The sequence below is a fragment of the Corynebacterium sp. CQ3829_602738 genome (assembly GCF_054478435.1).
The window spans coordinates 225,690-249,474 of record NZ_CM137003.1 but is presented as its reverse complement, the minus strand read 5'-3'; the positions used below and the strand labels follow the sequence as shown (position 1 = coordinate 249,474).

At 65.8% G+C, this 23,785-nt stretch carries 22 protein-coding genes and 1 tRNA gene; 16 read left to right on the top strand and 7 right to left on the bottom strand.

Features of this window, described 5'->3' with window-relative positions; genetic code table 11:
• Position 1: 1 nt before the first annotated feature.
• The 14 genes from ACX1NL_RS01075 to ACX1NL_RS01010 all read left to right on the top strand — a co-directional run bounded on the left by ACX1NL_RS01075 (position 2) and on the right by ACX1NL_RS01010 (position 12,505).
• Positions 2 to 1,969 carry a prolyl oligopeptidase family serine peptidase gene (locus ACX1NL_RS01075; protein ID WP_458898401.1) on the top strand — a complete coding sequence of 656 codons (1,968 nt, stop codon included), beginning with the start codon at positions 2 to 4 and terminating at the stop codon, positions 1,967 to 1,969.
• A 13-nt stretch (positions 1,970 to 1,982) separates the two neighbouring features.
• The gene (locus ACX1NL_RS01070; RefSeq protein ID WP_458898400.1) at positions 1,983 to 3,230 is read left to right on the top strand and encodes a M1 family metallopeptidase; all 1,248 of its coding nucleotides are present in this window, start codon (positions 1,983 to 1,985) and stop codon (positions 3,228 to 3,230) included.
• A complete protein-coding gene (locus tag ACX1NL_RS01065; RefSeq protein ID WP_458898399.1) occupies positions 3,227 to 4,405 on the top strand; it encodes a hypothetical protein in 1,179 nt (392 codons plus the stop codon). The genes ACX1NL_RS01070 and ACX1NL_RS01065 overlap by 4 nt, the downstream gene beginning before the upstream one ends.
• A 6-nt stretch (positions 4,406 to 4,411) precedes the next feature.
• Positions 4,412 to 5,395 (top strand): dTDP-glucose 4,6-dehydratase, encoded by a 984-nt coding sequence (gene rfbB / locus ACX1NL_RS01060; protein ID WP_458898398.1) that lies wholly within the window; start codon positions 4,412 to 4,414, stop codon positions 5,393 to 5,395.
• A 33-nt stretch (positions 5,396 to 5,428) separates the two neighbouring features.
• Positions 5,429 to 6,181, top strand: coding sequence for a hypothetical protein (locus ACX1NL_RS01055; RefSeq protein WP_269952126.1), 753 nt, complete (start codon positions 5,429 to 5,431; stop codon positions 6,179 to 6,181).
• A gap of 23 nt (positions 6,182 to 6,204) precedes the next feature.
• Positions 6,205 to 6,369: a hypothetical protein gene (locus ACX1NL_RS01050; protein WP_239306988.1), complete on the top strand. Its 165-nt coding sequence runs from the start codon at positions 6,205 to 6,207 to the stop codon at positions 6,367 to 6,369.
• Positions 6,370 to 6,378: 9 nt separating this feature from the next.
• Positions 6,379 to 7,698 (top strand): sugar nucleotide-binding protein, encoded by a 1,320-nt coding sequence (locus ACX1NL_RS01045; RefSeq protein ID WP_458898397.1) that lies wholly within the window; start codon positions 6,379 to 6,381, stop codon positions 7,696 to 7,698.
• Positions 7,699 to 7,765: 67 nt separating this feature from the next.
• Entirely contained in the window at positions 7,766 to 9,208 is a 1,443-nt protein-coding gene (locus tag ACX1NL_RS01040; protein ID WP_458898877.1) for an ATP-binding protein, read from the top strand.
• Between the two features lie 112 nt (positions 9,209 to 9,320).
• Entirely contained in the window at positions 9,321 to 10,184 is an 864-nt protein-coding gene (gene rfbA / locus ACX1NL_RS01035) for a glucose-1-phosphate thymidylyltransferase RfbA (protein ID WP_181890084.1), read from the top strand.
• A gap of 3 nt (positions 10,185 to 10,187) precedes the next feature.
• Positions 10,188 to 10,436, top strand: a complete 249-nt coding sequence (locus tag ACX1NL_RS01030) for a toxin (RefSeq protein WP_181890085.1) — start codon at positions 10,188 to 10,190, stop codon at positions 10,434 to 10,436.
• Positions 10,437 to 10,441: 5 nt separating this feature from the next.
• A complete protein-coding gene (locus ACX1NL_RS01025) occupies positions 10,442 to 10,660 on the top strand; it encodes a hypothetical protein (RefSeq protein ID WP_293831530.1) in 219 nt (72 codons plus the stop codon).
• A gap of 3 nt (positions 10,661 to 10,663) precedes the next feature.
• Positions 10,664 to 11,461 (top strand): glycosyltransferase, encoded by a 798-nt coding sequence (locus ACX1NL_RS01020; protein ID WP_239306992.1) that lies wholly within the window; start codon positions 10,664 to 10,666, stop codon positions 11,459 to 11,461.
• Positions 11,462 to 11,474: 13 nt separating this feature from the next.
• On the top strand, positions 11,475 to 12,164 hold the full coding sequence (locus tag ACX1NL_RS01015; protein WP_269952122.1) for a glycosyltransferase family 2 protein: 690 nt from the start codon (positions 11,475 to 11,477) through the stop codon (positions 12,162 to 12,164).
• Entirely contained in the window at positions 12,161 to 12,505 is a 345-nt protein-coding gene (locus tag ACX1NL_RS01010) for a DUF2304 domain-containing protein (protein ID WP_259351809.1), read from the top strand. Before ACX1NL_RS01015 ends, ACX1NL_RS01010 begins: the two co-directional genes overlap by 4 nt.
• Here the strand turns inward: ACX1NL_RS01010 and ACX1NL_RS01005 are convergent.
• The 3 genes from ACX1NL_RS01005 to ACX1NL_RS00995 are packed head-to-tail and all read right to left on the bottom strand — an operon-like array spanning position 12,502 to position 15,055.
• Positions 12,502 to 13,122 carry an MBL fold metallo-hydrolase gene (locus tag ACX1NL_RS01005; RefSeq protein WP_458898396.1) on the bottom strand — a complete coding sequence of 207 codons (621 nt, stop codon included), beginning with the start codon at positions 13,120 to 13,122 and terminating at the stop codon, positions 12,502 to 12,504. The two genes, ACX1NL_RS01010 and ACX1NL_RS01005, sit on opposite strands and share 4 nt — an antisense overlap.
• Complete coding sequence (locus ACX1NL_RS01000; RefSeq protein WP_269952119.1) at positions 13,122 to 14,219, bottom strand: S-(hydroxymethyl)mycothiol dehydrogenase; 1,098 nt, start codon at positions 14,217 to 14,219, stop codon at positions 13,122 to 13,124. Before ACX1NL_RS01000 ends, ACX1NL_RS01005 begins: the two co-directional genes overlap by 1 nt.
• A gap of 11 nt (positions 14,220 to 14,230) precedes the next feature.
• Entirely contained in the window at positions 14,231 to 15,055 is an 825-nt protein-coding gene (locus tag ACX1NL_RS00995; RefSeq protein ID WP_448238972.1) for a GDSL-type esterase/lipase family protein, read from the bottom strand.
• Between the two features lie 53 nt (positions 15,056 to 15,108).
• Between ACX1NL_RS00995 and ACX1NL_RS00990 the strand changes: the two genes are divergently transcribed.
• The gene (locus ACX1NL_RS00990; RefSeq protein WP_458898395.1) at positions 15,109 to 16,734 is read left to right on the top strand and encodes an AMP-binding protein; all 1,626 of its coding nucleotides are present in this window, start codon (positions 15,109 to 15,111) and stop codon (positions 16,732 to 16,734) included.
• Here ACX1NL_RS00990 and ACX1NL_RS00985 read toward each other — a convergent pair.
• Both ACX1NL_RS00985 and ACX1NL_RS00980 read right to left on the bottom strand, forming a co-directional pair.
• Positions 16,734 to 16,806 (bottom strand) — tRNA-Thr (locus ACX1NL_RS00985). The two genes, ACX1NL_RS00990 and ACX1NL_RS00985, sit on opposite strands and share 1 nt — an antisense overlap.
• Before the next feature lie 66 nt (positions 16,807 to 16,872).
• A complete protein-coding gene (locus tag ACX1NL_RS00980) occupies positions 16,873 to 18,072 on the bottom strand; it encodes a DNA polymerase III subunit delta' (RefSeq protein WP_458898394.1) in 1,200 nt (399 codons plus the stop codon).
• Positions 18,073 to 18,109: 37 nt separating this feature from the next.
• Between ACX1NL_RS00980 and ACX1NL_RS00975 the strand changes: the two genes are divergently transcribed.
• A complete protein-coding gene (locus tag ACX1NL_RS00975) occupies positions 18,110 to 19,633 on the top strand; it encodes an adenylate/guanylate cyclase domain-containing protein (RefSeq protein ID WP_458898393.1) in 1,524 nt (507 codons plus the stop codon).
• A 52-nt stretch (positions 19,634 to 19,685) separates the two neighbouring features.
• On the opposite strand, the gene ACX1NL_RS00970 is transcribed toward ACX1NL_RS00975, so the two are convergent.
• Together ACX1NL_RS00970 and topA are read right to left on the bottom strand one after the other, a co-directional pair.
• Positions 19,686 to 20,723 (bottom strand): HNH endonuclease signature motif containing protein, encoded by a 1,038-nt coding sequence (locus ACX1NL_RS00970; RefSeq protein WP_458898392.1) that lies wholly within the window; start codon positions 20,721 to 20,723, stop codon positions 19,686 to 19,688.
• A 154-nt stretch (positions 20,724 to 20,877) separates the two neighbouring features.
• Positions 20,878 to 23,751, bottom strand: coding sequence for a type I DNA topoisomerase (gene topA, locus ACX1NL_RS00965; RefSeq protein WP_458898391.1), 2,874 nt, complete (start codon positions 23,749 to 23,751; stop codon positions 20,878 to 20,880).
• Positions 23,752 to 23,785: the final 34 nt, after the last annotated feature.

The following is a 23,785-nucleotide window of genomic DNA, read 5'->3' as shown; positions in this document are numbered from 1 at the left end:
CGTGCGCGACATCGAGCCCAAGCTTCTCGACGACCTCACGGGCGCCCCCGCCCTGGAATGGGCCCGGGAGTGGTCCGACGCAACAGAAGCGCGGCTCGATTCGTCCGCGCTGCGCGAGCGGATCCGCGCCGCGTTGGATTCGGACGACCGGATCCCGTTTGTCACCCGGCGCGGCGAGTACCTGTACAACTTCTGGCGCGACGGCGAGCACCAGCGCGGACTCTGGCGGCGCACGACCCTCGCCTCGTTCCTCGGGGAGGAGCAACCCGACTGGGAGGTCCTCCTCGACGTCGACGCGCTTGCCGCAGAAGAAGGCGAGGACTGGGTGTACAAGGGCGCCACCGTGCTGCCTGTGAGCTGGGACCGGGCGCTGATCCGCCTGTCGAGAGGCGGCGCGGACGCGGTGGTAGTGCGCGAATTCGACCTTGAACACCGCACCTTCGTCGACGCGGCCGACGGCGGTTTCACCATCGACGAGGCTAAAACCTCCGTCGACTGGGTGGACCGCGACACCATCCTGGTGGGCACCGACGAAGGCCCGGGCACGGTGACCAACTCCGGCTACCCCATGCAGGTGGCGCGCTGGACCCGCGACGGCGGCAAGACCGTCACCTTCACCGGCGAACCCGACGACGTTGGCGTGTGGTCGGGGTTTGACGTGGTGGACCGGAGGACCGTCGTCACGCGGGCGCTCGATTTCTACACCTCGCGAACGTGGGTCGACGGCGAGTTTTTGGACGTGCCGGACGACTGCGACGCCATCCCCCACCGCAAGTGGCTGTTCATCCAGCCGCGCACCGAGTTCGCGGGCGTGCCCGCGGGCGCGCTCGGCGTGATCGAGCTCGAAGCGTTCCAGCAGGGCGGCCGAGAGTTCGCCGTGCTGGAGCAGGACGCGACCGTGGAAGCGATCGCGTTCACTGAAAACGCGCTGCTTTTGACCTGCCTGGTGGACGTGGCCACCAGCATCTCCCGCATCGCGCTGGGCACCTGGGAGCGCACCGAGCTCGCGCTGCCGGAGGCCGCGAGCGCGCACGTCGTTGCCTCCAGCCCGCTGGCCGGCGACGAGTTCTGGGTCGCCGCGTCCTCCTTCACCACGCCGACAACGCTTCTGCGCGGCGACGCCTCCGGCGCACTCACCGAGGCCAAGCGCGCGCCTGCCCACTTCGACACGGCAGGGCTGGAAACCCGCCAGCACTGGGTGACCTCCGCCGATGGCACCCGGCTGCCGTACTTCATCACCGGCGACTTCTCCCTTGGTGCACGTCCCACGCTGGTGGGCGGCTACGGCGGCTTCGAGGTCTCGCTCACGCCCGCGTTTTCCAACGTGCGCGGCATCGCATGGTTGGAACAGGGCAACTTCTACGTCCAGCCCAACCTGCGCGGCGGCGGCGAGTTCGGCCCCGAGTGGCACTCGCAGGTGGTCAAAACCAACCGGCACAAGGTGTGGGAGGACCACAAGGCGGTGCTCGAGGACGTCGTCGCCCGCGGCTACGCCGAACCTGCGCAGATTGCCATCCGCGGCGGCTCCAACGGCGGGCTGCTCACCTCCGGCTCGCTGGTGCAGTACCCGGAGTGCTTCGGCGCGGCCGTGATCCAGGTGCCGCTGACGGACATGCTGCGCTACCACACCCTGTCCGCCGGCGCGTCGTGGATGGCGGAGTACGGCGACCCGGACAACGTCGATGAGCGCGCAGCGATTGCAACCTGGTCGCCGCTGCACAACGTCCGCCCGCGCGAGGACGTGGCGTATCCCCCGGCGCTGGTGACCACCTCCACGCGCGACGACCGCGTCCACCCCGCCCACGCCCGCACCTTCGCCCTCGCGCTGTGGCGGGCGGGCCAGCCGGTGGACTATTTCGAGAACACCGCAGGCGGGCACGCCGGCGCCGCGGATAATGCACAGGTGTCGCGGGTGGAGGCGTTGATCTACCAGTGGATCGACGACAAGATCGGCCAACCGCTGGCGTAGACTTCCCGGCGATATGAGTAACCTGAGGCTTCGCTCCACCCCCATCCCCGGCACCCGCGACCGCTACACCGGCGTGGAGTTCAACCTGGGCTTCCACGTCACGCACTACAACCTGGATTTCGACTACAAGGTTGCGCCGAACCGTCTCGAAGCAACTGCGACCCTGACGCTGAACACCTGGCGCGAGCTGAACCACCTCACCCTCGACCTCACCCAGGGCCTGTCGGTGCGCCGCGTGGAGGCGTCTAACGGCTTCGGCGTCAAGCGCTACCGCCACCACGGCGGCAAGCTGCGCATCACCTTCGACCAGTTCATCCCGGTGGACACTGAGCTGCAGCTGATCATCCGCTACGCCGGCTCCCCGCGCCCGCGCCGCACCGCCTGGGGCATGCTGGGCTGGGAGGAGCTGGACAACGGCGCACTGACCGCCAACCAGCCCAACGGCGCGCCGTCCTGGTTCCCCTGCGACGACACCCCGGACGAGAAAGCCACCTACACCTTCAACGTGCGCGCGGACCGCGGGTACGTCGCGGTGACCAACACCACCGCCCGCCCGATGGCGACCTACCTGGCCACGGTGCAGGTGGGCCAGTTCCACCGCGTTGATTTAGGGCGCAACACGGTGGCGTGGCTGCCGGCGGCGACTCAGGTGGGCGATTTGGACAAGCAGCAGGCCATGCTGGACTACTTCGAAACCGTCTTCGGGCCCTACCCGTTTGAGAACTACCAGGTGGTTGTGCACGAAGAAGATCTGGAGATCCCGCTCGAGGCCCAGGGGCTGTCCATCTTCGGCGTGAACCACCTGCGAGGCAACGAGCGCCTCATCGCGCACGAGCTGGCGCACCAGTGGTTCGGCAACTCGCTGGGCATCGCGCAGTGGGAGGACATCTGGCTCAACGAGGGTTTCGCCTGCTACTCCGAGTGGCTGTGGGCGGACTTTTCGGGGCAGATGCCTATCGACGCCTCCGTGCGCACCCACTACGACAACATCACGCCCATGCGGTTTACCCTGGCCGACCCGGGCGCGCGCGACATGTTCGACGACCGCGTGTACAAACGCGGCGCCATCACGCTGCACGCGCTGCGCCGCAAAGCCGGCGACCCGGCGTTTTTCGCTGCGGTCCGGGACTACGTGGCCCGCGGCGCCCACGGTGTGGTGGAGCCCTTCGACCTGGTCAACGCGTTCGCGCGCCAGGGCATCGCTGTCGGCGACGTGATCGACGCGTGGATCAACCACCCCGAGCTTCCGGAGTGCCCGTGAGAAACCTCTCCCTGGCCACCATCTTCGCCGCGGCCAGCGGCTTTGTGGTCATGTGGATCGCCAGCTGGGCGCTGGACGCGGAGCACGGCTACAACTCCTTTTTGGCCTACTGGGGTCTGTTTTTCGCCTGCACCGGGCTCATCGACGGCATCACGCAGGAGACCACCCGCGCCGTGGCAGCCTCCCGCGAAACGGACGTGCGTGGCAGCGCCAACCCGTGGAAGCTCGGCGCTGCGGTCGGCGCGGTTGTCGCGGCGGTGGTGCTGCTGGCAGGGGTTTTCGCCATGGGCCGCATCGTGCCCACCCACCCCGGCACGGCCACGGGCTTGTTGGCGTTGGGCCTGATCAGCTACGCCTTCCAGGCGGTGCTCTCCGGCATCTTGAGCGGCTCCGGGCTGTGGAACCGCTACGCCGCGCTGGTCGCCCTGGACTCCGGCGTGCGCCTCGTGCTGGCCGTGGTGGTGTGGGCGCTCGGCGGCGGGCTGGTGGAATTTTTGGCCATCACCGTCATCGGCGCGCTGAGCTGGGCGGTGATCCTCGCCTTCGCGCCGGTGCGGGTGCACCTGGACGTGGACCGCGGGGCGTTTCTGCGCCGCGTCGGCTCCGCCATGGTGGCCTCCGGGGCGTCGGCCGCGCTGATCACGGGCTTTCCCACCGCCGCGTCCGCCGCCTTCCCCGCTGCAACCGCGGGCGCGACGGTCGCCGCGATCAACAACGCCGTCATGCTCACCCGCGCCCCTGTGCTGGTGCCGCTGCAGCGTTTCCAGTCGGCGCTGGTGGTGCGCTTCGTGGAGCGCCGCGACAACGTCTACAAGGCGCTTGCCGCACCCGTCGGCGCGATCTTGGGCGTCGGCCTCATCGGCTTCGCGGCAGCCTGGCTGATCGGCCCGTGGATCCTGCGGGTCGCGTACAAGCCGGAGCTTTTCGTGGGCAGCCTCACGCTCGGCCTGCTCACCTTCGCCTCCGCGTTCATGGGCATGCTCATGATCACCGGTGTGGCCGTGCTCGCCTTAGAGCGCCACGCGTTCTATGTCGCCGGCTGGCTCGCCGCCACCGCCACCGCGTTCGCCGTGCTCTTCCTCGCGCCGTGGGGCGTGACCGCCACCGTGGTGGTGGCGCTGTTCGCCGGGCCGATCGTCGGCGCGCTCGTGCACCTGGCGGGCCTTGTAAGGTAGCTGGCTATGGAACGTTTGCTGGTCACTGGCGGTGCGGGGTTCATTGGGGCGAATTTTGTCCGGCAGGCGTCGAAAAGCTTCAGCGTCACCGTCGTGGACAAACTCACCTACGCAGGCAACCGCGCGAACCTGCCCGAGGGCATCGAGTTCGTCGAGGGGGACATCTGCGAGCAATCGCTTATCGACGAGCTCGTGGCCGCCAACGACACCGTCATCCACTTCGCAGCCGAATCGCACAACGACAACTCCCTGCGCGACCCGTCCGCGTTCGTGCACAGCAACCTTGTCGGCACGTTTGCGCTGCTGGAGGCGGTGCGCAAGAGTGATAAGCGCCTGCACCACATCTCCACCGACGAAGTGTTCGGCGACCTCGAGCTCGGCGGCACCGACGCATTCACCGAGACCACGCCGTACAACCCCTCCTCGCCCTACTCAGCGACGAAGGCCGGCTCCGACCACCTCGTGCGCGCCTGGGTGCGCTCGTTCGGGGTGCGCGCGACGATCTCGAACTGCTCCAACAACTACGGCCCCTACCAGCACATAGAGAAGTTCATCCCCCGCCAGATCACCAACATCCTCACCGGCCAGCCCGCCAAGCTCTACGGCACCGGCGCGCAGGTGCGCGACTGGATCCACGTGGACGACCACAACGCCGCCGTCCTCGCGATTTTGGAGCGCGGGCGCATCGGCGAGACCTACAACATCGGCGCGAGCTCTCCCGGTTCCGCGCACGTCACGAATAAGCAGGTCATCGAGACCATCTGCGAGCTGATGGGCGGCGAATACGTCCACGTCGCCGACCGCCCCGGCCACGACCAGCGCTACACCATGGACGCCACTAAGCTGCGCCGCGAGCTCGGCTGGGCGCCGAAGCACACGGACCTGCGCAGCGGGCTGGAGCAGACCATCGCCTGGTACACCGACAACCGCTGGTGGTGGGAAGACGACAAGGCAGGCATTGAGAGCGGGTACGCGCAGCGGGGGCAGTGATACCCTGTTCCCCAGAAATGGGGAGGGGATCATATGCGACGTGCACGCATACTCATCTGGGAGTTTTTTGTCATCGTCGGTCCGTGGATTTTTCCGCTGGTAGGAGGAATATTCCTGTCCGCTGCCGCGGCTACACACCCGATGCCGGGGCTACTCACGGTGGGAACTTTCTGGCTTGGGGTAGCACTCGTTCTAGTTGGCACCGTGCCACTGACCATCCGCAGCTTGCTGCAGCGGCTCCGCACCGAGGACGATGAACTTCGAAGCAGGCGAGCACTTGCTGCTACACAGCTTGCCGCCTCATACATCCCGTCGGTTCCAGTATCGGACGTACTTTCTCAAGAGGAACGCTTCGAACGGTACAACGCCGTTTTGGAGGATCTTGTGCGAGCGCTCGGAGAGGAAGTTTTCGGTCCGCTGAAACCAAGAGTGATCTATTTCGAGTACGGCCTCGACGCACAAGGAACCGAGATGCTTACACCCCGGGCGCATTTTGGCTGCCAGTTAGACCCGCCGAAGACGCACAAAGGAGGACAAACGAGATTCACCGAAATGATGGTGCTCGTGAAATCGCCGAAAGAAACGGTTGCGATAAATAACCTCTCCGATCGGCTTTACCGCAGTTTTGTGTCGGCTTCGGTGTCCGGTGGCGATGGTAACGTTGCGTATGGATTACTCACCGTGGATACACGGACTGATGCAGAATTCACCTCGCAGGATGAAGAAAGCTTGCTGCTTGTCGCAAGCTTGCTAGCAGCGTTTCGCGGTGCCGCCGAGCGGCACTGACGCACGTATCAGAGGAGCTCAAAATGACAACCAACTACTTCCCCAAAGGATTGCGGCTAGAACAAGACGTGGTGGAGGCTCGGCGTGTGAACCGCCAGGCTAAGCGCCAGGCCAACGCCGAGTTTGCAAAACGGATTGCAGCAGCATCCGAGAAGCCTCTCACACAGCGCACTTTCAAGCTCGGGTGACCCGTCGCAGTGCCTAAAACCACCACCATCGACGGCCTCGAGGTCCACCGGCTCACCGTCCACGAAGACAACCGCGGCTGGTTCAAAGAGAACTGGTCCGGCCAAAAACTCACCCCGAAGCAGCACAACGTCAGCTTCAACGCCCGGCGGGGTGCGACCCGCGGCATGCACGCCGAGCCGTGGGACAAGTGGGTCTCCGTGGCCACCGGCCGCGTGTTCGGCGCGTGGGTGGACATGCGCGAAGGCTCCGCCACGTTTGGGGAGAAGTTCACCTGCGAGATCGGGCCGGACACCGCCGTATACGTCCCGCGCGGCGTGGCCAACGGCTTCCAGGCGCTCGAGGACAACACCACCTACATCTACCTGGTCAACCAGCGCTACTCCCCCGGCGGCGCGTTCTGCTCCTACAAAGAAGTCGACTGGCCGCTCGAGCCCACCGAGCTGTCCGCCAAGGACCTCGAGCACCCCATGCTTATCGACGCCACTCCGCTGCCCCCACGCCGCATCCTCGTCACCGGCGCCAACGGCCAGCTGGGGCGCGCGCTGCGCCAGATCTGGTCGGAAGAGCAGGCCCACTTCGTGGGCCACGACGAGTTCGATATAACGAACCCGCCCAGCATCGACTGGGCCGATTACTGGGCCATCGTGAACTGCGCCGCCTACAACGACGTCAACGGCGCGGAGGACGACCGGGCCGGGGCATGGGCGGTGAATGCGGCGGCGCCGGCGGAGCTTGCGTCGATAAGCAATGCACACGACCTGACGTTGGTCCATGTTTCCAGCGACTACATCTTCGACGGCAGCGTCGAGGTGCACGACGAGGCGGAGGTGCCGTCACCGCTGAGCGCGTACGGCGCGTCGAAGGCCGCGGGCGACACGGCGGCGCAGGTGGCGCGGAAGCATTACGTGGTGCGCACGAGCTGGGTGTTCGGCGACGGCCGCAACTTCATGTCCGTCATGGCCGACCTGGCTGATCGCGGCGCCGCGCCGAAGGTCGTGTGCGACCAGCGCGGGCGCCCCACCTGGGCCGAGGACCTGGCCAAAGGCATCGCGCACCTGCTGGGCACCGGTGCCGAGTACGGGGTGTACAACATCACCTCCGACGGCGACCCCGTCACACGCGACGAGATCGCCATGGCCGTGTTTGTCGCCGTCGGCGGCGACCCAGCGGACGTCCACCCCGTGACCACCGAGCAGTACGGCGCCGAGTTCGGCGTGGAAGCGTCCCGCCCGCGCGAATGCACCCTGGCGCTGGACAAGATCACAGCCGCGGGTTTCAGCCCGACGAACTGGCGCGCGGCGCTGGCGCTCTACGTCGCGCTGCGGTAGCTGGTGCCGGGGCAACATAACACTTAACTTCCCACCTACTTAACACTGTGGGAAGTTGGGTGTTAAGTTGAGTGTTATGTTGGAACACGAGCTCGCGGAGATGATCAACCAACTTCGCACTGTTGGTGCCGAAAGCTCCAGCATTGAGGCGAAAACCGGGGTCGGAAGAGCCGTGCTGGAAACTCTGAGCGCATTCTCAAACCGTGGCGGCGGCATCCTAATTGCCGGTGTGAGTGAAATCGATGGTTTCACAGTCGTGCAAGATTTTAACCCGAAAACTGCCCGAGACGCGTTGACCAGTTTCTGCGATCAGCTCTCTCCCCCAGTCCGTCCAGAAATCTCAATCGTGCCGTTGGAGTCTGGACAGGTGCTTGTTGCGGAAGTTCCCGAAATGGAGCCGCAAGACAAGCCCTGCTATGTCACTGAACGCGGACTATACAAAGGCAGCTACATTCGGGCGGGCGACAGTGAACGCAGGCTCACACCCTATGAGGTAGACCGAATCGTAGAGAACAAGGGCCAACCGTCCTGGGACCGCGAACCTGTGCCCGATGCGTCGCTCGAAGATCTCGACGAAAAGACACTTTCGCACTACACCGAGAAGCAACAGGCCGCCCGAGAGAAGACGTTTGCGGACGGTATGCCGACTGCTTTGCGCCGCCTCCAAGTCTTACGCGACGACAACCCCACCCTTGCGTCTCTGCTCACAATGGGCGACTATCCACAGCAGTTCTACCCTCGGCTCGCGGTCACATTCGCCCTTTACCCGGGGACCGGAAAGGGAGACGTAACTGAAGGATTCCGGCTGCTCGACAGCGCACGAATTACCGGCCCCATCCCCGAAATGGTCGAGGAAGGTGTGCGCCTTGTGGAGAAAAACATGCGCACTGCGGGCCTGATCGAAGGGGTGTTCCGGAAGGACGTGCCTGACTACCCACCAGTGGCCATACGAGAAGCGCTGGTCAACGCTCTCATGCACCGAGACTACTCTCCCACCGCGCTGGGAACCCCCGTCCAGATCGATATGTATGCGGACAGACTCCAGATCTCCAACCCCGGAGGGCTGTTTGGCGGAGTAACGGCGGAAAATCTCGGCCAGCCGGGTGTATCCACATCCCGCAACCAGTTACTCTCTACGTTTCTGGAGGATCTGAGCTTCTCCAGCGGCGGCACCGTGGCCGAAAGCCGTGGAACGGGAATCGCAGTCATGCGGTCCGCAACTGCAAGCGCCCTCATGCCACCTCCCGAGTTCAGCAACACGTTAACGCACTTCACAGTGACGTTTCACAAGCGAAAGGTTGCTTCTACAGAAACTCTTGAAACCGCCTACGAGAAGGTCTCTCGCCTGCTTCAGGAGCGGACCTCCTGGTCGACGACAGAGCTGAAAGAAGCTTCCGGGCTCAGCCGTACCGCGGTTCAAAAGAGTCTGAATCAACTACTGGCTGAAGGAGTCGCGGAGGTGACAGAGCCCCTAAGGAGTCCACGGCAGCGCTACCGGAGGACTCGATAGCAACATGACACCCAACTTCCCACCTACTTCACACTGTGGGAAGTTGGGTGTTAAGTAGGTGGGAAGAAGGTGCGCCCCCTGGTTTCGGAAGCTCCAACTAGACTTCCCTGTCATGAAGGGCATCATCCTCGCTGGCGGCTCGGGCACGCGCCTGTACCCGATCACCCAGGGCATCTCAAAGCAGCTCATGCCCATCTACGACAAGCCGATGATCTACTACCCGCTATCCACCCTGATCAGCGCGGGTATTCGCGAGATTTTGATCATCACCACGCCGGAGGACCGGCCGAACTTCGAGCGATTGCTTGGCGACGGCTCACGTCTCGGCGTCATGCTCCACTACGCCGAACAACCTCGCCCAGAGGGGCTGGCGCAGGCGTTTTTGATCGGAGAGGAGTTCATCGGCGACGGCTCGGTGGCGCTCGTGCTCGGCGACAACATCTTCGACGGCAACGGCATCTCGGAGGCGCTCGGGCGTGTGCGCGACATCGACGGCGGGGCGATCTTCGCCTACGAGGTCTCGGACCCGCAGCGCTACGGCGTGGTCGAGTTCGACACCTCCGGCACCGCGCTGTCCATCGAGGAGAAACCGGAGGCGCCGAAGTCCAACTTCGCTGTGGTGGGGCTGTACTTCTACGACAACGACGTCGTAGAGATCGCCAAATCCATCGCACCGTCGGCGCGCGGGGAGCTGGAGATTACCTCCGTCAACGAGGCGTACCTGCGCCGCGGCGACCTGAAGGTGCACCGCCTGCACCGCGGGGACGTGTGGCTGGACACCGGCACCATCGACTCGATGAGCGAGGCCAGCGCCTACGTCGAGGTGCTGCAGAAGCGCACCGGCACCGTCATCGGCTCGCCGGAGGTGGCGGCTTACCGCGAGGGCTTCATCGACGCCGCGCAGCTGGAGGCCCTAGGCGAGCAGGTGTTGAAATCCGGCTACGGCCGCTACCTCATCGACGCAGCAAGGGACTAGACAATGCAGAAGAACTCGCCGCGGATCTTGCCGTCCGCACATAAGCACGGGGCGAGCTCTGATGACATCCTCCAGGCGTGGAAGCGTTATGTGAAGCAATTCGTCGAACGGGATGACCCACTCAAGGTCATCCGTATCGGGTTCGATTCCCAGGCAAGGCTGTTAGAAATTGGCGGTGAAATATACGCTGATGGCTCAGAGAAGATTTTCCACGCCATGCCGGCCCGTAAACGTTACTTGGAAGGAATGTGAGCGCAATGACCCCTGATGAGATGCGCACCGCTGAGGATTTCGAGCGGGGCTGGTCGGACGAGCGCATTCGCAGCGCCGAAGTGTCCTGGGGCCCCGGCCTGGTGGACATGCTGCCGCCAGCGCTCGCCGAGCGGGTGCAGGCGCGGGCGCGCAAAGAAGGAACCAGCGACTTGTCGGTCATTGAGGCAGCGCTGTCGCAGTACCTCGACAACAGCGCCGCGTAGACAATGGCGAGGATTACGGCACTGGTGACCGTCTACCACGGCACCGACGCGCACGACCTTGAGCGCGCCCTCGACTCTCTGCGGGCGCAGACGCGGCCGGCGGATGAGCTGGTCATTGTGGCAGATGGGCCGGTGGGCGAGGGGGTGCGGGAGGTCGTCGAGAAGCAAGATGCCCGAGTGATTTGGCTGCCGGAGAATGTGGGCGCGGGCCCAGCGTCGCAAGCAGGGCTGGCGACGATCGATTCCGAATACACGGCGCGATTGGACTCCGACGACGCCGCGAAACCCGAGCGTTTCGCCCGGCAGCTGGAGTATATGGAGGCGCACCCGGAGGTGGCCGCGCTGGGCAGCGCCGTCGAAGAGTTCGCGCACACCCCGGGAGATACCGGCAAGGTGCGCGCGCTGCCGGAGAACCCGCACGCCTACGCGAAGATGAACTCGCCGGTGAACAACCCCTCGGTGATGCTGCGCACGCGAGCGGTCAAGGAGGTCGGCGGGTACAAGGACGTGCACTTCATGGAGGACTACGACCTCTACGCGCGCCTGATCGCCGGCGGCTGGCAGGTGCGCAACCTGCCCGAGTCGCTGACGGACTTCCAGGTCACCGACGCGCAGTTCGCCCGCCGCACCGGCCGCGAGATGCTCGCCGCGGAGGCAAAAATGCAGCGCAACCTGGTCTCCTACGGGCTGATTTCGCGCCCGCGGGCCGCGTTCAACCTGGCGGCGCGCACCGCGTACCGCGCGCTACCCACAGGTTTGCTCCGGCGCGTGTACGCCGCTTTGTTCCACCGCGGGAGGTAACCTAACTTCCGACATGAGCGGATTTTCAGACACTTGGCTGATCGTGCCTTGCTACAACGAGGGCACGGTCATCTTCGACGTGCTCACGCACGCGCGCGAGACGTTCCCCAACATCGTGGGCGTCAACGACGGCTCCGTCGACAACTCCGCGGAGCAGATTCGCGCCGCCGGCGCCCACCTAGTGGACCACCCGGTCAACCTGGGCCAGGGCGCGGCGATCCAGACCGGCGTGGAGTACGCCCGCAAACAGCCCGGCGCGCAGTACTTTGTCACCTTCGACGCGGACGGCCAGCACCAGGTCAAAGACGTCGTGCGGATGATTGAGCGGCTGCGCACTGAGCCGTTGGACATCATCGTCGGCACGCGTTTCGCCGGCCAGGAGAATTCGCAGGTGCCGTGGATCAAGCGGGCGGTGCTCAAGACGGTGGTGATGCTCTCGCCGCGCACGAAGAAGCTGGGGCTGACGGACGCCCACAACGGGCTGCGCGCGTTCAACCGCAAGGTGGCCGAGGAGATGAACATCCGCATGAACGGGATGTCGCACGCCTCGGAGATCGTCTCCATGATTGACAAGCACGGCTGGCGCGTGGACGAGGAGCCGGTGGACATCCTTTACACGGAGTACTCGATGTCGAAGGGCCAGTCGCTGATCAACGGCGTGAACATTCTCGCCGACGGGCTCGTTGCAAGGAGGTTGCCATGATTCAGGCGTTGTTGCTGCTCGCGGTTGTCGCGTTGGCCTGGTACTTCTTTGCTAATCGACGCAAAGCTAACGCCAAAGCCTGGGTAAAAATCGGCTTCGCCCTCATGATGGTGGCTGCCGTGTGGGCAATTGCCCGCCCCGACGATGTGACCGTCGTGGCGAACTGGCTGGGCGTGGCCCGTGGCACCGACCTGATGCTGTACGTGCTGGTGGTGGCGTTCTTCTTCGTCACCATCTCCACGTGGACGCGTTTCCGCGAGCAGGAGTTGCGCTACGCGCGCCTGGCCCGGGCCGTCGCGCTGCAGAACGCGCAGGCGCCGGAGCAGGACGCGGAGCGCTAGAAGCCGCGGCGGATCCACTCCTCCAGGTGCGGGGCTTCCGCGCCGATGGTGGTGTGGTCGCCGTGGCCGGTGCGCACCACCGTCTCCGCCGGCAGGTCCAAAACGGATTTCTGCAGGGAGCGGATGATGGTGTCGAACGAGGAGAACGACCGTCCGGTCGCGCCCGGCCCGCCCTGGAACAGGGTGTCGCCGGAGAAGAGTTCGCCGGCTTCCTCGGCGTAGATGACCACAGAGCCCGGTGAGTGGCCCGGGGTGGACATCACGCGCAGGTCGGTGCCGGCGACGGTGAACGTGGCGCCGTCGAGGAGCTGACGGTAGTGCGCGCCCGGGTTCTGGCGCTGCCACAAAAAGCCGTCGGTGGGGTGCAGGTACACCGGGGCGTCCACAAGCCGCGACAGCTCGGGCGCGGCGTCGATGTGGTCGGAGTGGCCGTGGGTGGCCAGGATGCCCTTCACGCGGCGGTTGCCCACTGCCTTGGCGATGGCTTCGGCGTTGTGGGCGGCGTCGATGATGTAGACCTCGGAGTCGTCGCCGACGATCCAGACGTTGTTGTCCACCTCCCACTCGCCGCCGTCGAGCTTGAACAGGCCGGAGGTGACGACGTTGTCGATGCGCATTAGAACTCCACCACGCTTCGCAGCACGTCGCCGCGCTTCATCTTGGCGAAGGATTCCTCGATGTCGCCCACGCCGATGCGCTCGGAGACGAACTCGCCCAGCGGGAAGCGGCCCTGCTTGTACAGCTCCACGTACGTGGGGAAGTCGCGCTCCGGCAGGCAGTCGCCGTACCAGGCCGGCTTGATGGAGCCGCCGCGGGCGTACAGGTCGATCGCGGGGATGTCCACGTGGTCCGTCTGGTTGGGCACGCCGACCATGACCATGCGGCCGGCGAAATCGCGGGAGTAGAACGCCTGGCGCCAGGTGGGCTGGATGCCCACCGCGTCGATGGCGACGTCGGCGCCGAAGCCGTCGGTGAGCTCGCGCACGGCCTCGATCACCTCGTCCTCGCTCATGTCCTTGGCGCAGATGGCGTGGGTAGCGCCGAACTTTTCGGTGGCAACGTCGCACTTTCGCTTATCGACGTCTACAGCCACCACCGTCGTCGCCCCCGCCAACGCCGCACCGGCCACAGCCGCAAGTCCCACACCGCCGAGGCCGAACACGACTACAGACTCGCCGCGCTGCACGTCGCCGGTGTTCACCGCGGCGCCGAGGCCGGCCATGATGCCGCAGCCGAGCAGGCCGGCCGCCGCCGGGTCGGCCTCCGGGTCGACCTTCGTGCACTGCTTTTCGTGCACGAGGGTCTTCTCTGCAAACGAGCCGATGCCGAGGGCGGGGGTGAGCGGAGTGCCGTCGTCAAGCGTCATGCTCTGCGAGGCGTTGTGGGTGTTGAAGCAGTTCTTCGTGTCGCCCTTGCGGCAGGCGCGGCACTCGCCGCACACCGCGCGCCAGTTCAGCACCACGAAGTCGCCTTCTTGGACGTGGGTGACGTCCTCGCCGATCGTTTCCACGACGCCGGCCGTCTCATGGCCGAGCAGGAACGGGAACGCGTCCTCGATGTCGCCGTCGCGGTAGGCCAGGTCCGTGTGGCACACGCCGGTGGCCTGGACCTTGACTACGACGTCGTTGGGGCCGGGTTCGGGGATCACAATGTCCACGACCTCGACCGGGGCGCCCTTTTCGCGGGCGATTACGCCTTGAACAGTCTGTGTCATGTCCCCCAACACTACGAGCGGGCGATGACGTTTGCCACGTGCTCGTGTCCGCGCTGGTTAACGTGGATGGGCAGGTTGCCCGGGCCACCGTAGAAGTCCACCAGGCCGGCCCACATGCGCGTGTTGTCGGGCGCGCACATGTTGTTGTTCCACGTGGAGGGTTTCAGGTCCAAAAACTCCACGCCGGCGGCGCGGGCAGTGTCCACCTGCATCCACTGCGCGAGGTTCTCCCAGCGCTGCACGTCTTTAAAGCGGGTCCAATCGGAGACGTTCGGGGCGATGTGGAACAGGCACACGCGGTCGCCGGCGGTGATCTTCGGGTAGCCCACGATCTGGATGCGCGCGTTCGGCGCGGCGGCGCGGATGCGGTTGATCTGCGGGACCATGTAGCGGGTGAAGTCGCGGCGGATGTCGGCGTCCGGGCGCGAGGTGTTGTTGTACGTGTCGTTGAAGCCGACGGAGATGATCACGCGCGCGGTCGCCGGGGACAGCCCGCGGTCCGCGATCGCGCGGTCCACCTGCTGGAACAGGCCCGGGCCCTTCGAAATCGTGACCACGCCGGTGCAGGAGTAGTCGCGGGCGGCCAGGCCGAGCTTGGCGGCGGAACGCTTGCCCCAGTTCGTCGGCGAGGTCGGGCACCAGGTGCCGTTGTCGGAGCGCCCGCGCGGGTCGAGCCCCAGCTTGCCTGCGGCCCACTGGCCCATGTTCGGGTCGGAAATGACAGAGTCGCCGAAGATGACCATGTTGCGGTCCTGCGCTTGCGCCGCCGGGGCGAGCGGGGCGAGAAGCGTGGCCGCCGCAACGAAGGCGGCGGCGATGCGGCGGGAAAATGACACGGCGAAATCCTTTCACAGGGGGAACTTGCGTAACAGTAGGCTACATTATCCACATGCGACCCACCCACCGTCCGCTGTTCCTACTCAAGTCTTTCGCCCGCTTCGTGCCCGCCGTTACACGCGCCGGCTTCGTCAGCGCCGAAGGCGGCCCCCGCGCGGCCCTCGCGCTCGCACCCAACCTCGCGCGCTACTGGTTCACCACCGCCCGCGAGGTCGAACAAGGTGCCGCCGCCGCACCGGACCGCATCGCACTTATCGACGACACCGGCGTCCTCACCTACCGCCAACTCCGCGACGACTCACGCTCGCTGGCCAAATGGCTCCTCGCGCTGCAAGACGAACGCGGCCTAGACGAGCTTCGCATCGGCGTGATGGCACGCAACGGCCGCGGCATCATCCTGCCGCTGGCCGCCAAAGGCTACGCAGGTGCGCATATCTTCCTGCTCAACATCGGCTCCTCGCCGGAGCAGCTCGCCGGCATCTTCGCCGAAAACGACATCAACGTCCTGTTCATCGACGACGAATTCGCCGACCGCCTCCCCGCCAACACCGACGGCATCACGATCGTCCGCGCCCACGAAGACGGCGGCGAGGGGCTTTCGGTTGGGCAGGTGGTCCGGATGGACGTCGATAGGCAACTGCCCCGCTGGCCGAAACACGGCAACCTCGTCCTGATGAGCTCCGGCACCACCGGCATCCCCAAAGGCATCGTGCGGCCCGAACCGCGCATGCCGTTCGTGGTCGCCGGCTACCTCGAAGCCATCCCGTGGCGCGCGGGCGACACCGTGCAACTGACCGCATCGATCTTCCACACCTGGGGCTGGTCCGCGCTGCAGGTCGCGCTGGCGACGCGCTCGACCATCGTCACCCGCCGCATCTTCGACCCGGAGGCCTGCTTCCGCGACATCCAGCGCTACCGCTGCGACGGGCTGATCTCCTCGCCCATCTTCTTCAAACAGATGCTGGACCTGCAGGAAAACTACGACACGTCCTCGCTGCGCTACCTCGCCTCCGCCGGCAACGCCGTCAGCCCCGCACTGCTGCGCCGCACCACGGAGCGCTTCGGCCCGATCCTGGCCAACATCTACGGCTCCACCGAACTCGCCCTCGCCGCGGCCGCCTCGCCCGAGCAGATGCAGGCCGACCCCACCACCGTGGGCAAAGTCCCGCCCGGCACGGTGCTCAAGCTTTACGACGACCAAGGGAAAGAAGTCCGGCCCGGCGAAACCGGACGCATCTTCCTGTACAACGAAACCGCGCTGCGCGGCTACACCAACCCCGCGACCGAGATGGTGGAGATCGACGGGTTGGTGGAGATGGGCGACCTGGGCTACCTCGACGACGACGGGTACCTGCACGTGCAGTCCCGCAACGACGACATGATCATCGTCGGCGGCGAAAACGTCCACCCGCAGTCCGTGGTGGAAGTGCTCGAGGACATGCCGGGAGTCGGCGAAGTGTACGCGCACGGCGTCGACGACGAGCAGATGTTCAAACGCATCGCCGTGTGGGTGGTCAAAAGCGCCGACATCACCGCCGACGCGGTGCGCGACTGGGTGCGCGCCCACCTGGCCGACCACTCCATCCCCCGCGACGTGCACTTCGTCGACGAGCTGCCGCGCAACGCCGTCGGCAAGGTTGTGCCGCGGTTTTTGCCCGGTTTAGGGCAAAAAAATTGAGCCACCTGCGAGAATCGAACTCGCGACCTTCTCATTACGAGTGAGATGCTCTACCGACTGAGCTAAGGTGGCCGGGCATACAAAGATGCACCATCGCGAAAGTGTAGTGCAGCCGGGGAAAACTAAGAAACCGGCAGCTCAGGACACTTTGCAGGCGAGCCGGATCCGGCCCAGCATGCCGTTAAACGCCACCGCCGGCTGCACCTGCTGCGCCAGCCGCTCGCGGCACTGCGCGATGGCCTCCTGGCACTCCACCAGGCCTTCGGGCGTGGTGCGCTCCGCGATCTCGCGCGCCAGGCCCTCGTAGTCCGGGTGGATCAGGGCAAGCCCCGCGCCGGACTGGATGATCATCGCGTCGCGGTACACCCCCGCCAGGTCCACCAGGACCAGGTCGAACATGTCGCGCTTGCGGCGGGTGCCGCGTTTCTTCTGTTCTTCTTCGAGCGCTTTTATCGACGACGCAACGCCACCCAGCGCCTTGCCCGCACCCTTGCCTTTCGCGCCCATGCCGAGCGCGTTTTCCAGCTTCGCGCGCTCGGCTTCGTCCTCGGCCTTGTGGGCCTCCACGGCCTCCTTCTCCGCCGCCGTGACCAGCGCGCCGACGGCCTGGAACGCCTGCGCGCCGTGGAACACCAGCTCCGCCAGGTTGATCGCCATGGAGCGGCGCTTTTGCACCTGGTCCGAGCGCACCAGCAGCCGCGCACGCCCCACGTGCCGCATCGTCGCGGCCGCGGCAAGCCGGGCGTCGTGCTCGGTCGCGCCCTCCTCCTCGACCAGGATGCGCACAACCTCGTCCTCCGTTGGCGCCGGCACGTACAGGTGGCGGCAGCGCGACCGCAGCGTCTGCGAGAAGTCCTGCGGGTCCGCCGACGGGGCGCACATGATGATCACGGTGTGCTCCGGCGGCTCCTCCACGGTCTTCAGCAGCGCGTCGGCGGCGTCCGTGTTCAACCGGTCGGCGTTTTCGATGACGATGACGCGCCAGGCGGCGACCGTCGGCAGGCGGGCCGCTTGCGGCACGATCGTGCGGCGCACGTAGTCGACCGGGATGTTCACCCGCTGCGGCACCACGTGCAGCAAATCCGTGTGCGAGCCCGCCAGCGCTAACCGGCACGCCTCGCAACGCCCGCACCCGATCTCCACCGGGTCCGTGCACATCAACGCTGCCGCGAACGCCAACGCGGCCTGCGAGCGGCCCGCCCCCGGAGGGCCGGTGAAAAGCCAGGCGTGGGTCATGGCGTAGCCGTCGCCAAGCCTTGCAGCCTTGGCCGCCGACATGATTGTCTCGCGCACCGCCGGAGTACCGGCAAGCCGCTCACTGACGCTACGGGTAGTCACGGATGATCACAGTACCCGCGCGCTAAGGTGATACACCATGGAAAGATTCTGGCGCGAGCTGCGGTGGCTCTGGGGCACGTCATGGCCCCTGTACGCCGCGACCGTGCTGGGAACCAACGTCATCGCCGCGATCGGCTGCATGCTGTTCGTGCGCTACCTCATCCCCATGCCGGAAGTGCGCGAACTCGGCCTCGGCGGGCAGCTCGGCGCCATCGGCGTGATCTACGCGGCAATCGCCGTGGTGCTGGGCGTGGTGGTCACGCTGTACCTGTTCCGGCCCGTGCTGGAATGGCAGCGCCACCCCGACGGGCACGACCCGAACATGGTGCGCCACCTGGTCATGCGGCTGCCGGTGCTGCAAACCATCATTGTGGTGGGCGTGTGGGGTATCGGCACCGCGATCGTCACTGTGGGGGCTTGGCGTGTCGACGTCCGCCTGGCCACCGTCGTCCTCGCCACCGCCGCGCTGACCACCTTCGTCACCGCCGTGCTGACCTACCTGCAGGCCGAGCGTCTCGTGCGCCCCATCGCCGCATCCGCGCTGGCGCGCCGCTTCGAGGACTCCACGCTGCAGCCGCCGATCAAGTGGCAGCTCTACCTGACGTGGTTCACCACCTCCGCCGTGCCGATGGTGGGCGTGCTGCTTTTGACGGTGGCGCAGCGCCACGGCTACTTCACGGGCAACGTCGGCGAGCTCACTTCCGCGATCGTCGCGCTGATTACCGCCGGGATGGCCACCGGTTTTGTGGGCACCGCGCTGGTGATCATGAGCGTGGTCGACCCGATCAAGGAGCTGCAGGGCGCGATCAACCGCGTGCGCCGCGGCGAGCAGAACACACAGGTGGACATCTACGACGGCTCCGAGATCGGCGTGCTGCAGGCCGGGTTCAACGAGATGATGAAGGGGCTGCGCGACCGCCAGCGCGTGCGCGACATCTTCGGCCAGTACGTCGGCGCAGAGGTGGCGCAGAAGGCGCTGGAGGAGATTCCGGAGCTCGGCGGCGAGGAGCGCAAGGTGGCGGTACTGTTCATCGACGTCGTCGGGTCCACCACCTACGCCGTGGACCACACGCCGGAGGAGGTCGTCGCGGCGCTGAACGACTTCTTCGACGTCGTGGTCGAGGTGGTGCACCGCAACAAGGGCGTGATCAACAAGTTCCAGGGCGATGCGGCCTTGGCCGTGTTCGGGGCGCCCGTTTCGCTTCACGACGCCGCCTCGCACGCCCTCCAAGCCGCCCGCGAACTCCAGCGGGATTTGGCCGGGCAAGAGCTGCGCGCCGGCATCGGTGTGGCGTCCGGGCATGTGGTGGCGGGCCATATCGGCGGCTCAGACCGCTTCGAGTACACCGTGATCGGCGACGCCGTCAACGCCGCGGCGCGACTGACCGACATGGCAAAGGACACCCCGGGCCTGGTGCTGACCAACGCCGGGACCCTGCGCGCGGCCAACGAGGTGGAGCAGCAGCGCTGGACGCTGATGAAGTCCGTGGAGCTGCGCGGCCGCGGCAAGATGACGCAACTGGCACGCCCGGTGCGCTCCACCATGGCCGACCGCTCCTAGTTTTAGGCATGCCGATGTGCCCGCCCTTTTGGGGCGGGTTTTCGGTGTGTGGTTAGTCGAAGAGCAGCTCCATGGCGCCCGGGGTGGTCATGGGCACTTTGACTCCGTTGGGCGCGACCCAGTGGATGCGGGCGTTCGGGTTGTCGATGTAGCCGAACGGGCCGTTGCGGTTGTCGGCGTTGACCCCGTTGTGGAAGGGGCAGAGTTCGGCGAGGTTGTCCATGTTGGTCATTCCCCCGTAGCGCCACGCGTTGATGTGGTGGGTTTGGGTGGTCTCTGCGGAGTGTTTGCAGTCGGGAAACGCACACGAGGGGCAAAGCAGCTTCGACATGACCTTTTGCTTGGGGTTGGCGCAGCGCTTTGCGTGGTAGAGGTTGACGGGGCCTTCTTGGGGGTGGAACGCGGCGACTTCGAGTATGTCGCCGAATTCGTGCTCCATGTATTCGGCACCGGTCATGGTGGTGCCGTCGGTGCAGATCAACGTGACCTCATCGCCGGTGCCTGATTGGATGCGGGCCCAGTCGGCGATCGGCACCAGGATGATCGGCCGGAAATTCGCCTGTGGCACGCCTTTGCCGTCGCGGAGGATCGCGATGAGGGCGTCGGCCATTTGGGCCGCGGCGGGGTCGTCGGCGTCGATGAGTTGTCGCAGCAAGTGCTCCAAGTCCGCCAGGTCGCGCTCGTTGTAGGTGAGGATCATGGTGCGCATGCCTGCCTTCGAGCGGGAAAACTTGCACGAGGGTGGGGCGGGTTTGACGGGTTGTTTGATCAGCCGTTTGATCCGTTTTGTCAGGGCCCTGTATGAGCCGCGGTGGCGCACCAGGTCTAAGCGGATGCGCCAGCGCTCGGCGGCCCCTTCGACGGCGAGCAACTTTTTCTCGATGTGCACGAGTTGGTCGACAGGCAGACCATGAGCTGCTTCGAGGGCGTCACGTTGTTTGCGGGTGAACTGGGTCGGGCCAAAGTAGGTGTGGTGCACCCGGGCCAGGTCGCGCACCCGGCCGGTGGGCAGGCCGGCGGCCATAGCTACGTCGCGGTCAAAGTCGGCGAGCACGGCCACGCCTGCGGAAACAAAGTCAGTGAAGTTCATGGCCCAGAAGCTATGGCGGCACCGCAACCCCGACAAGGCCCAAAAATAAATCTGTGGATAACCCCCGCCGATTGTTGACGCCGCAACACAGTAGTCCACAAGAACGCGAAACGCGGTGGCGCAAGCACGCCACCGCGGTATACGTTGCGAAGTTTTAGCGCTTGCGGGCCTTGACCACCCTCTTGGTGGTTTGCTTCGGCTTCGTCGCCTTTTTGGCAGCCTTCTTGGTCGCCTTCTTCTTTGCAGCCTTCTTCTTCGTGGCCTTCTTGCCGCCGCCCTCAGCCTCGCGGGCGCGGCGGGCGGAGAGCAGCTCGTTGGCGCGCTGGTCCGTCATGGTTTCCGGGGTGTCGCCGCGCTGCAGGGACGCGTTCGTCTCGCCGTCGGTGACGTACGGGCCGAAGCGGCCGTCCTTGATGGTCATGGGCTTGCCGGAGACGTCGTTGTCACCGAGCATCTTCAGCGGCGGCTTCGCGGCGGCGCGGCCGCGGCGCTTCGGCTCGGCGTAGATGCGGCGGGCCTCCTCCAGGGTGATGGAGAAGATCTGGTCCTCCGAAGCCAACGAGCGCGAATCGGAGCCCTTCTTCAGGTACGGGCCGTAGCGGCCGTTCTGGGCGGTGATCATCTCGCCGTCCGCCGGGTCCTCGCCGACTTCACGTGGCAGGGACAGCAGCTGCATCGCCTCGTCGAAGGTGACGCTCGACGGCTCCATTGAGGAGAACAGGGACGCGGTGGCGGGCTTGAGCTGCTCGTCGACAAGCTGCGCCATGCGCTTTTCCTTCTGCGCCGCCGCGGTCTTGGTCTCCCAGTTCTTCGCCCGCTTGCCTTCCTCGGCGCGCTGCTTATCCTCCTCGGCGCGCTCCGCGGCGATGACTTCCTCAGCGCGGGCTTCGGCGGTGGCGCGCTCGTCGTCACGCACGAGCTCCGTGACGTACGGTCCGAAACGGCCCTCCTTCGCCACCACGGTGCGGCCGTTGGCGGGGTTGACGCCGAGTTCGCGGCCGGACTGCGGGGTGGCGAAGAGCTTCTCAGCCATCTCCAGGGTGATCTCGTCCGGGGTGGCGGATTCGGGCAGGTTGGCGCGCTGGTACTCAGGTTCGCCGTCCTTTTCGCCGATCACGCGCTCGATGTAGGGCCCGTAGCGTCCGACGCGGACGACGACGGGGCGGCCTTCGGCATCGTCGAAAAGCTTCAGCGAGTTCGCGGCACGCGCGTCGATGGACTCGAGGTTGTCCTCGATCATGTGCTTCAGCCCGCCGCGGCGCGCGAGTGCCTGCGCCATGGATTCGCGCGCGTCGGCGTCGCCGAAGTAGAAGCCGGACAGCCACTTGGTGCGGTCCTGGTTGCCGTGGGCGATCTCGTCGAGCTCGTCTTCCATCGACGAGGTGAAGTCGTAGTCCACGAGCGCGTCGAAGTTGTTCTCCAGCAGGCCCACCACAGAGAAGGCGACCCAGGACGGCACCAGCGCGTTGCCTCGGACGAAGACGTAGCCGCGGTCCTGGATGGTCTTGATAATCGACGCGTAGGTGGACGGACGCCCGATGCCGAGCTCCTCCATCTTTTTCACCAGCGATGCCTCGGTGTAGCGCGCCGGCGGGTTGGTGGAGTGGCCATCTGCCGTGACCTTCTGCGTGGCCAACTCGTCGCCCTTGGCCAGTTGCGGCAGGCGGGTTTCGTTGGCTTGGCGGTCGGAGTAGGCGCGCAGCCAGCCGGGGAAGGTGACGGTGCGGCCGGTTGCGGCGAATTCGCACGCCTCGCCGTCGGCGTCGCCCTGAACGGTGACCTTCATCGAGGTGCCGCGGGCGTCTTGCATCTGGGAGGCGACGGTGCGCGCCCAGATGAGTTCGTAGAGTTTGAACTCCTCGGCGTCCAAAGACCCAGCCAGCTGCCCGGGGGTGGCGAAGCGTTCGCCGGCGGGGCGGATGGCTTCGTGGGCTTCCTGCGAGTTTTTCACCTTGCGGTCGTAGGTGCGCGGCGCATCCGTGACGTAATTGGCGCCGTACAGCTCGCGGGCGGCGGAGCGCGCGGCGTCGAGGCCCTGCTTGGACAGCGAGGTGGAGTCTGTACGCATGTAGGTGATGTGGCCGTTTTCGTACAGCCGTTGTGCAATGCGCATGGTGCGCGCGGAGGTGAAGTGCAGCTTGCGCCCGGCCTCCTGCTGCAGCGTGGAGGTCATAAACGGCGCGTACGGTTTGCGCGAGTACGGCTTCTCCTCCACTGCGGTGACGTGCATGGGCGCGGTGCCCAGCGCGTCGGCAAGCGAGTGCGCCTTTTGCTTATCGACGACCACCGCCTCGCCCTTCAGCCGCCCCCGGTCGTCGAAGTCGCGGCCCTGGGCGATGCGCTTGCCGTCGAGCGCGACGAGCTTCGCGTCGAACGTCTCGTCCTTGTGCAGCTCCGCCACCAGATCCCAGTACTCGGCAGAGATGAAGGCCATGCGTTCGCGCTCGCGCTCGACGATGACGCGGGTGGCCACGGACTGGACGCGGCCGGCGGACAGGCGCGGCATGACCTTCTTCCACAACACGGGCGAGACTTCGTAGCCGTAGAGGCGGTCGAGGATGCGGCGGGTCTCCTGGGCGTCGACGAGCGCCATGTCCAGCTCGCGGGTGTTTTCGGCGGCTTCGCGGATGGCGGATTCGGTGATCTCGTTGAACACCATGCGCTCCACCGGCACCTTCGGCTTGAGCGTTTCCAGAAGGTGCCAGGCGATCGCTTCGCCTTCGCGGTCCGGGTCTGTCGCGAGCAGGAGCTTGTCGGCCTGCTTGAGCTTGGATTTGAGGTCGGTGACCTTCTTTTTCTTGTCCGCGTCGACGACGTAGATGGGTGTGAAGCCGTCCTCGGGGTTGACGCCGAGTTTGGCCCACGGTTCCTTCTTGTACTTGGCGGGGATGTCGGCGGCTCGGCCGGGCAGGTCGCGGATGTGGCCGACGGAGGCTTCCACAATAAAGTCGTCGCCCAGATACTTCTGGATCTTCTTCGCCTTCGTCGCGGACTCCACAATGACTAGGGTCTTGCCACCTTCAGCCACGTTGACTGACACCTCGCTTTGCACAGAGTTATTG

Excerpts from the sequence above, each read along its gene's own strand:
- ACX1NL_RS01070 (WP_458898400.1), top strand. The coding sequence starts at position 1,983 with ATGAGTAACCTGAGGCTTCGCTCCACCCCCATCCCCGGCACCCGCGAC.
- rfbB (WP_458898398.1), top strand. The coding sequence starts at position 4,412 with ATGGAACGTTTGCTGGTCACTGGCGGTGCGGGGTTCATTGGGGCGAAT.
- ACX1NL_RS01055 (WP_269952126.1), top strand. The coding sequence starts at position 5,429 with ATGCGACGTGCACGCATACTCATCTGGGAGTTTTTTGTCATCGTCGGT.
- ACX1NL_RS01050 (WP_239306988.1), top strand. The coding sequence starts at position 6,205 with ATGACAACCAACTACTTCCCCAAAGGATTGCGGCTAGAACAAGACGTG.
- rfbA (WP_181890084.1), top strand. The coding sequence starts at position 9,321 with ATGAAGGGCATCATCCTCGCTGGCGGCTCGGGCACGCGCCTGTACCCG.
- ACX1NL_RS01030 (WP_181890085.1), top strand. The coding sequence starts at position 10,188 with ATGCAGAAGAACTCGCCGCGGATCTTGCCGTCCGCACATAAGCACGGG.
- ACX1NL_RS01025 (WP_293831530.1), top strand. The coding sequence starts at position 10,442 with ATGACCCCTGATGAGATGCGCACCGCTGAGGATTTCGAGCGGGGCTGG.
- ACX1NL_RS01020 (WP_239306992.1), top strand. The coding sequence starts at position 10,664 with ATGGCGAGGATTACGGCACTGGTGACCGTCTACCACGGCACCGACGCG.
- ACX1NL_RS01015 (WP_269952122.1), top strand. The coding sequence starts at position 11,475 with ATGAGCGGATTTTCAGACACTTGGCTGATCGTGCCTTGCTACAACGAG.
- ACX1NL_RS01010 (WP_259351809.1), top strand. The coding sequence starts at position 12,161 with ATGATTCAGGCGTTGTTGCTGCTCGCGGTTGTCGCGTTGGCCTGGTAC.
- ACX1NL_RS01005 (WP_458898396.1), bottom strand. The coding sequence starts at position 13,122 with ATGCGCATCGACAACGTCGTCACCTCCGGCCTGTTCAAGCTCGACGGC.
- ACX1NL_RS01000 (WP_269952119.1), bottom strand. The coding sequence starts at position 14,219 with ATGACACAGACTGTTCAAGGCGTAATCGCCCGCGAAAAGGGCGCCCCG.
- ACX1NL_RS00990 (WP_458898395.1), top strand. The coding sequence starts at position 15,109 with ATGCGACCCACCCACCGTCCGCTGTTCCTACTCAAGTCTTTCGCCCGC.
- ACX1NL_RS00975 (WP_458898393.1), top strand. The coding sequence starts at position 18,110 with ATGGAAAGATTCTGGCGCGAGCTGCGGTGGCTCTGGGGCACGTCATGG.
- ACX1NL_RS00970 (WP_458898392.1), bottom strand. The coding sequence starts at position 20,723 with ATGAACTTCACTGACTTTGTTTCCGCAGGCGTGGCCGTGCTCGCCGAC.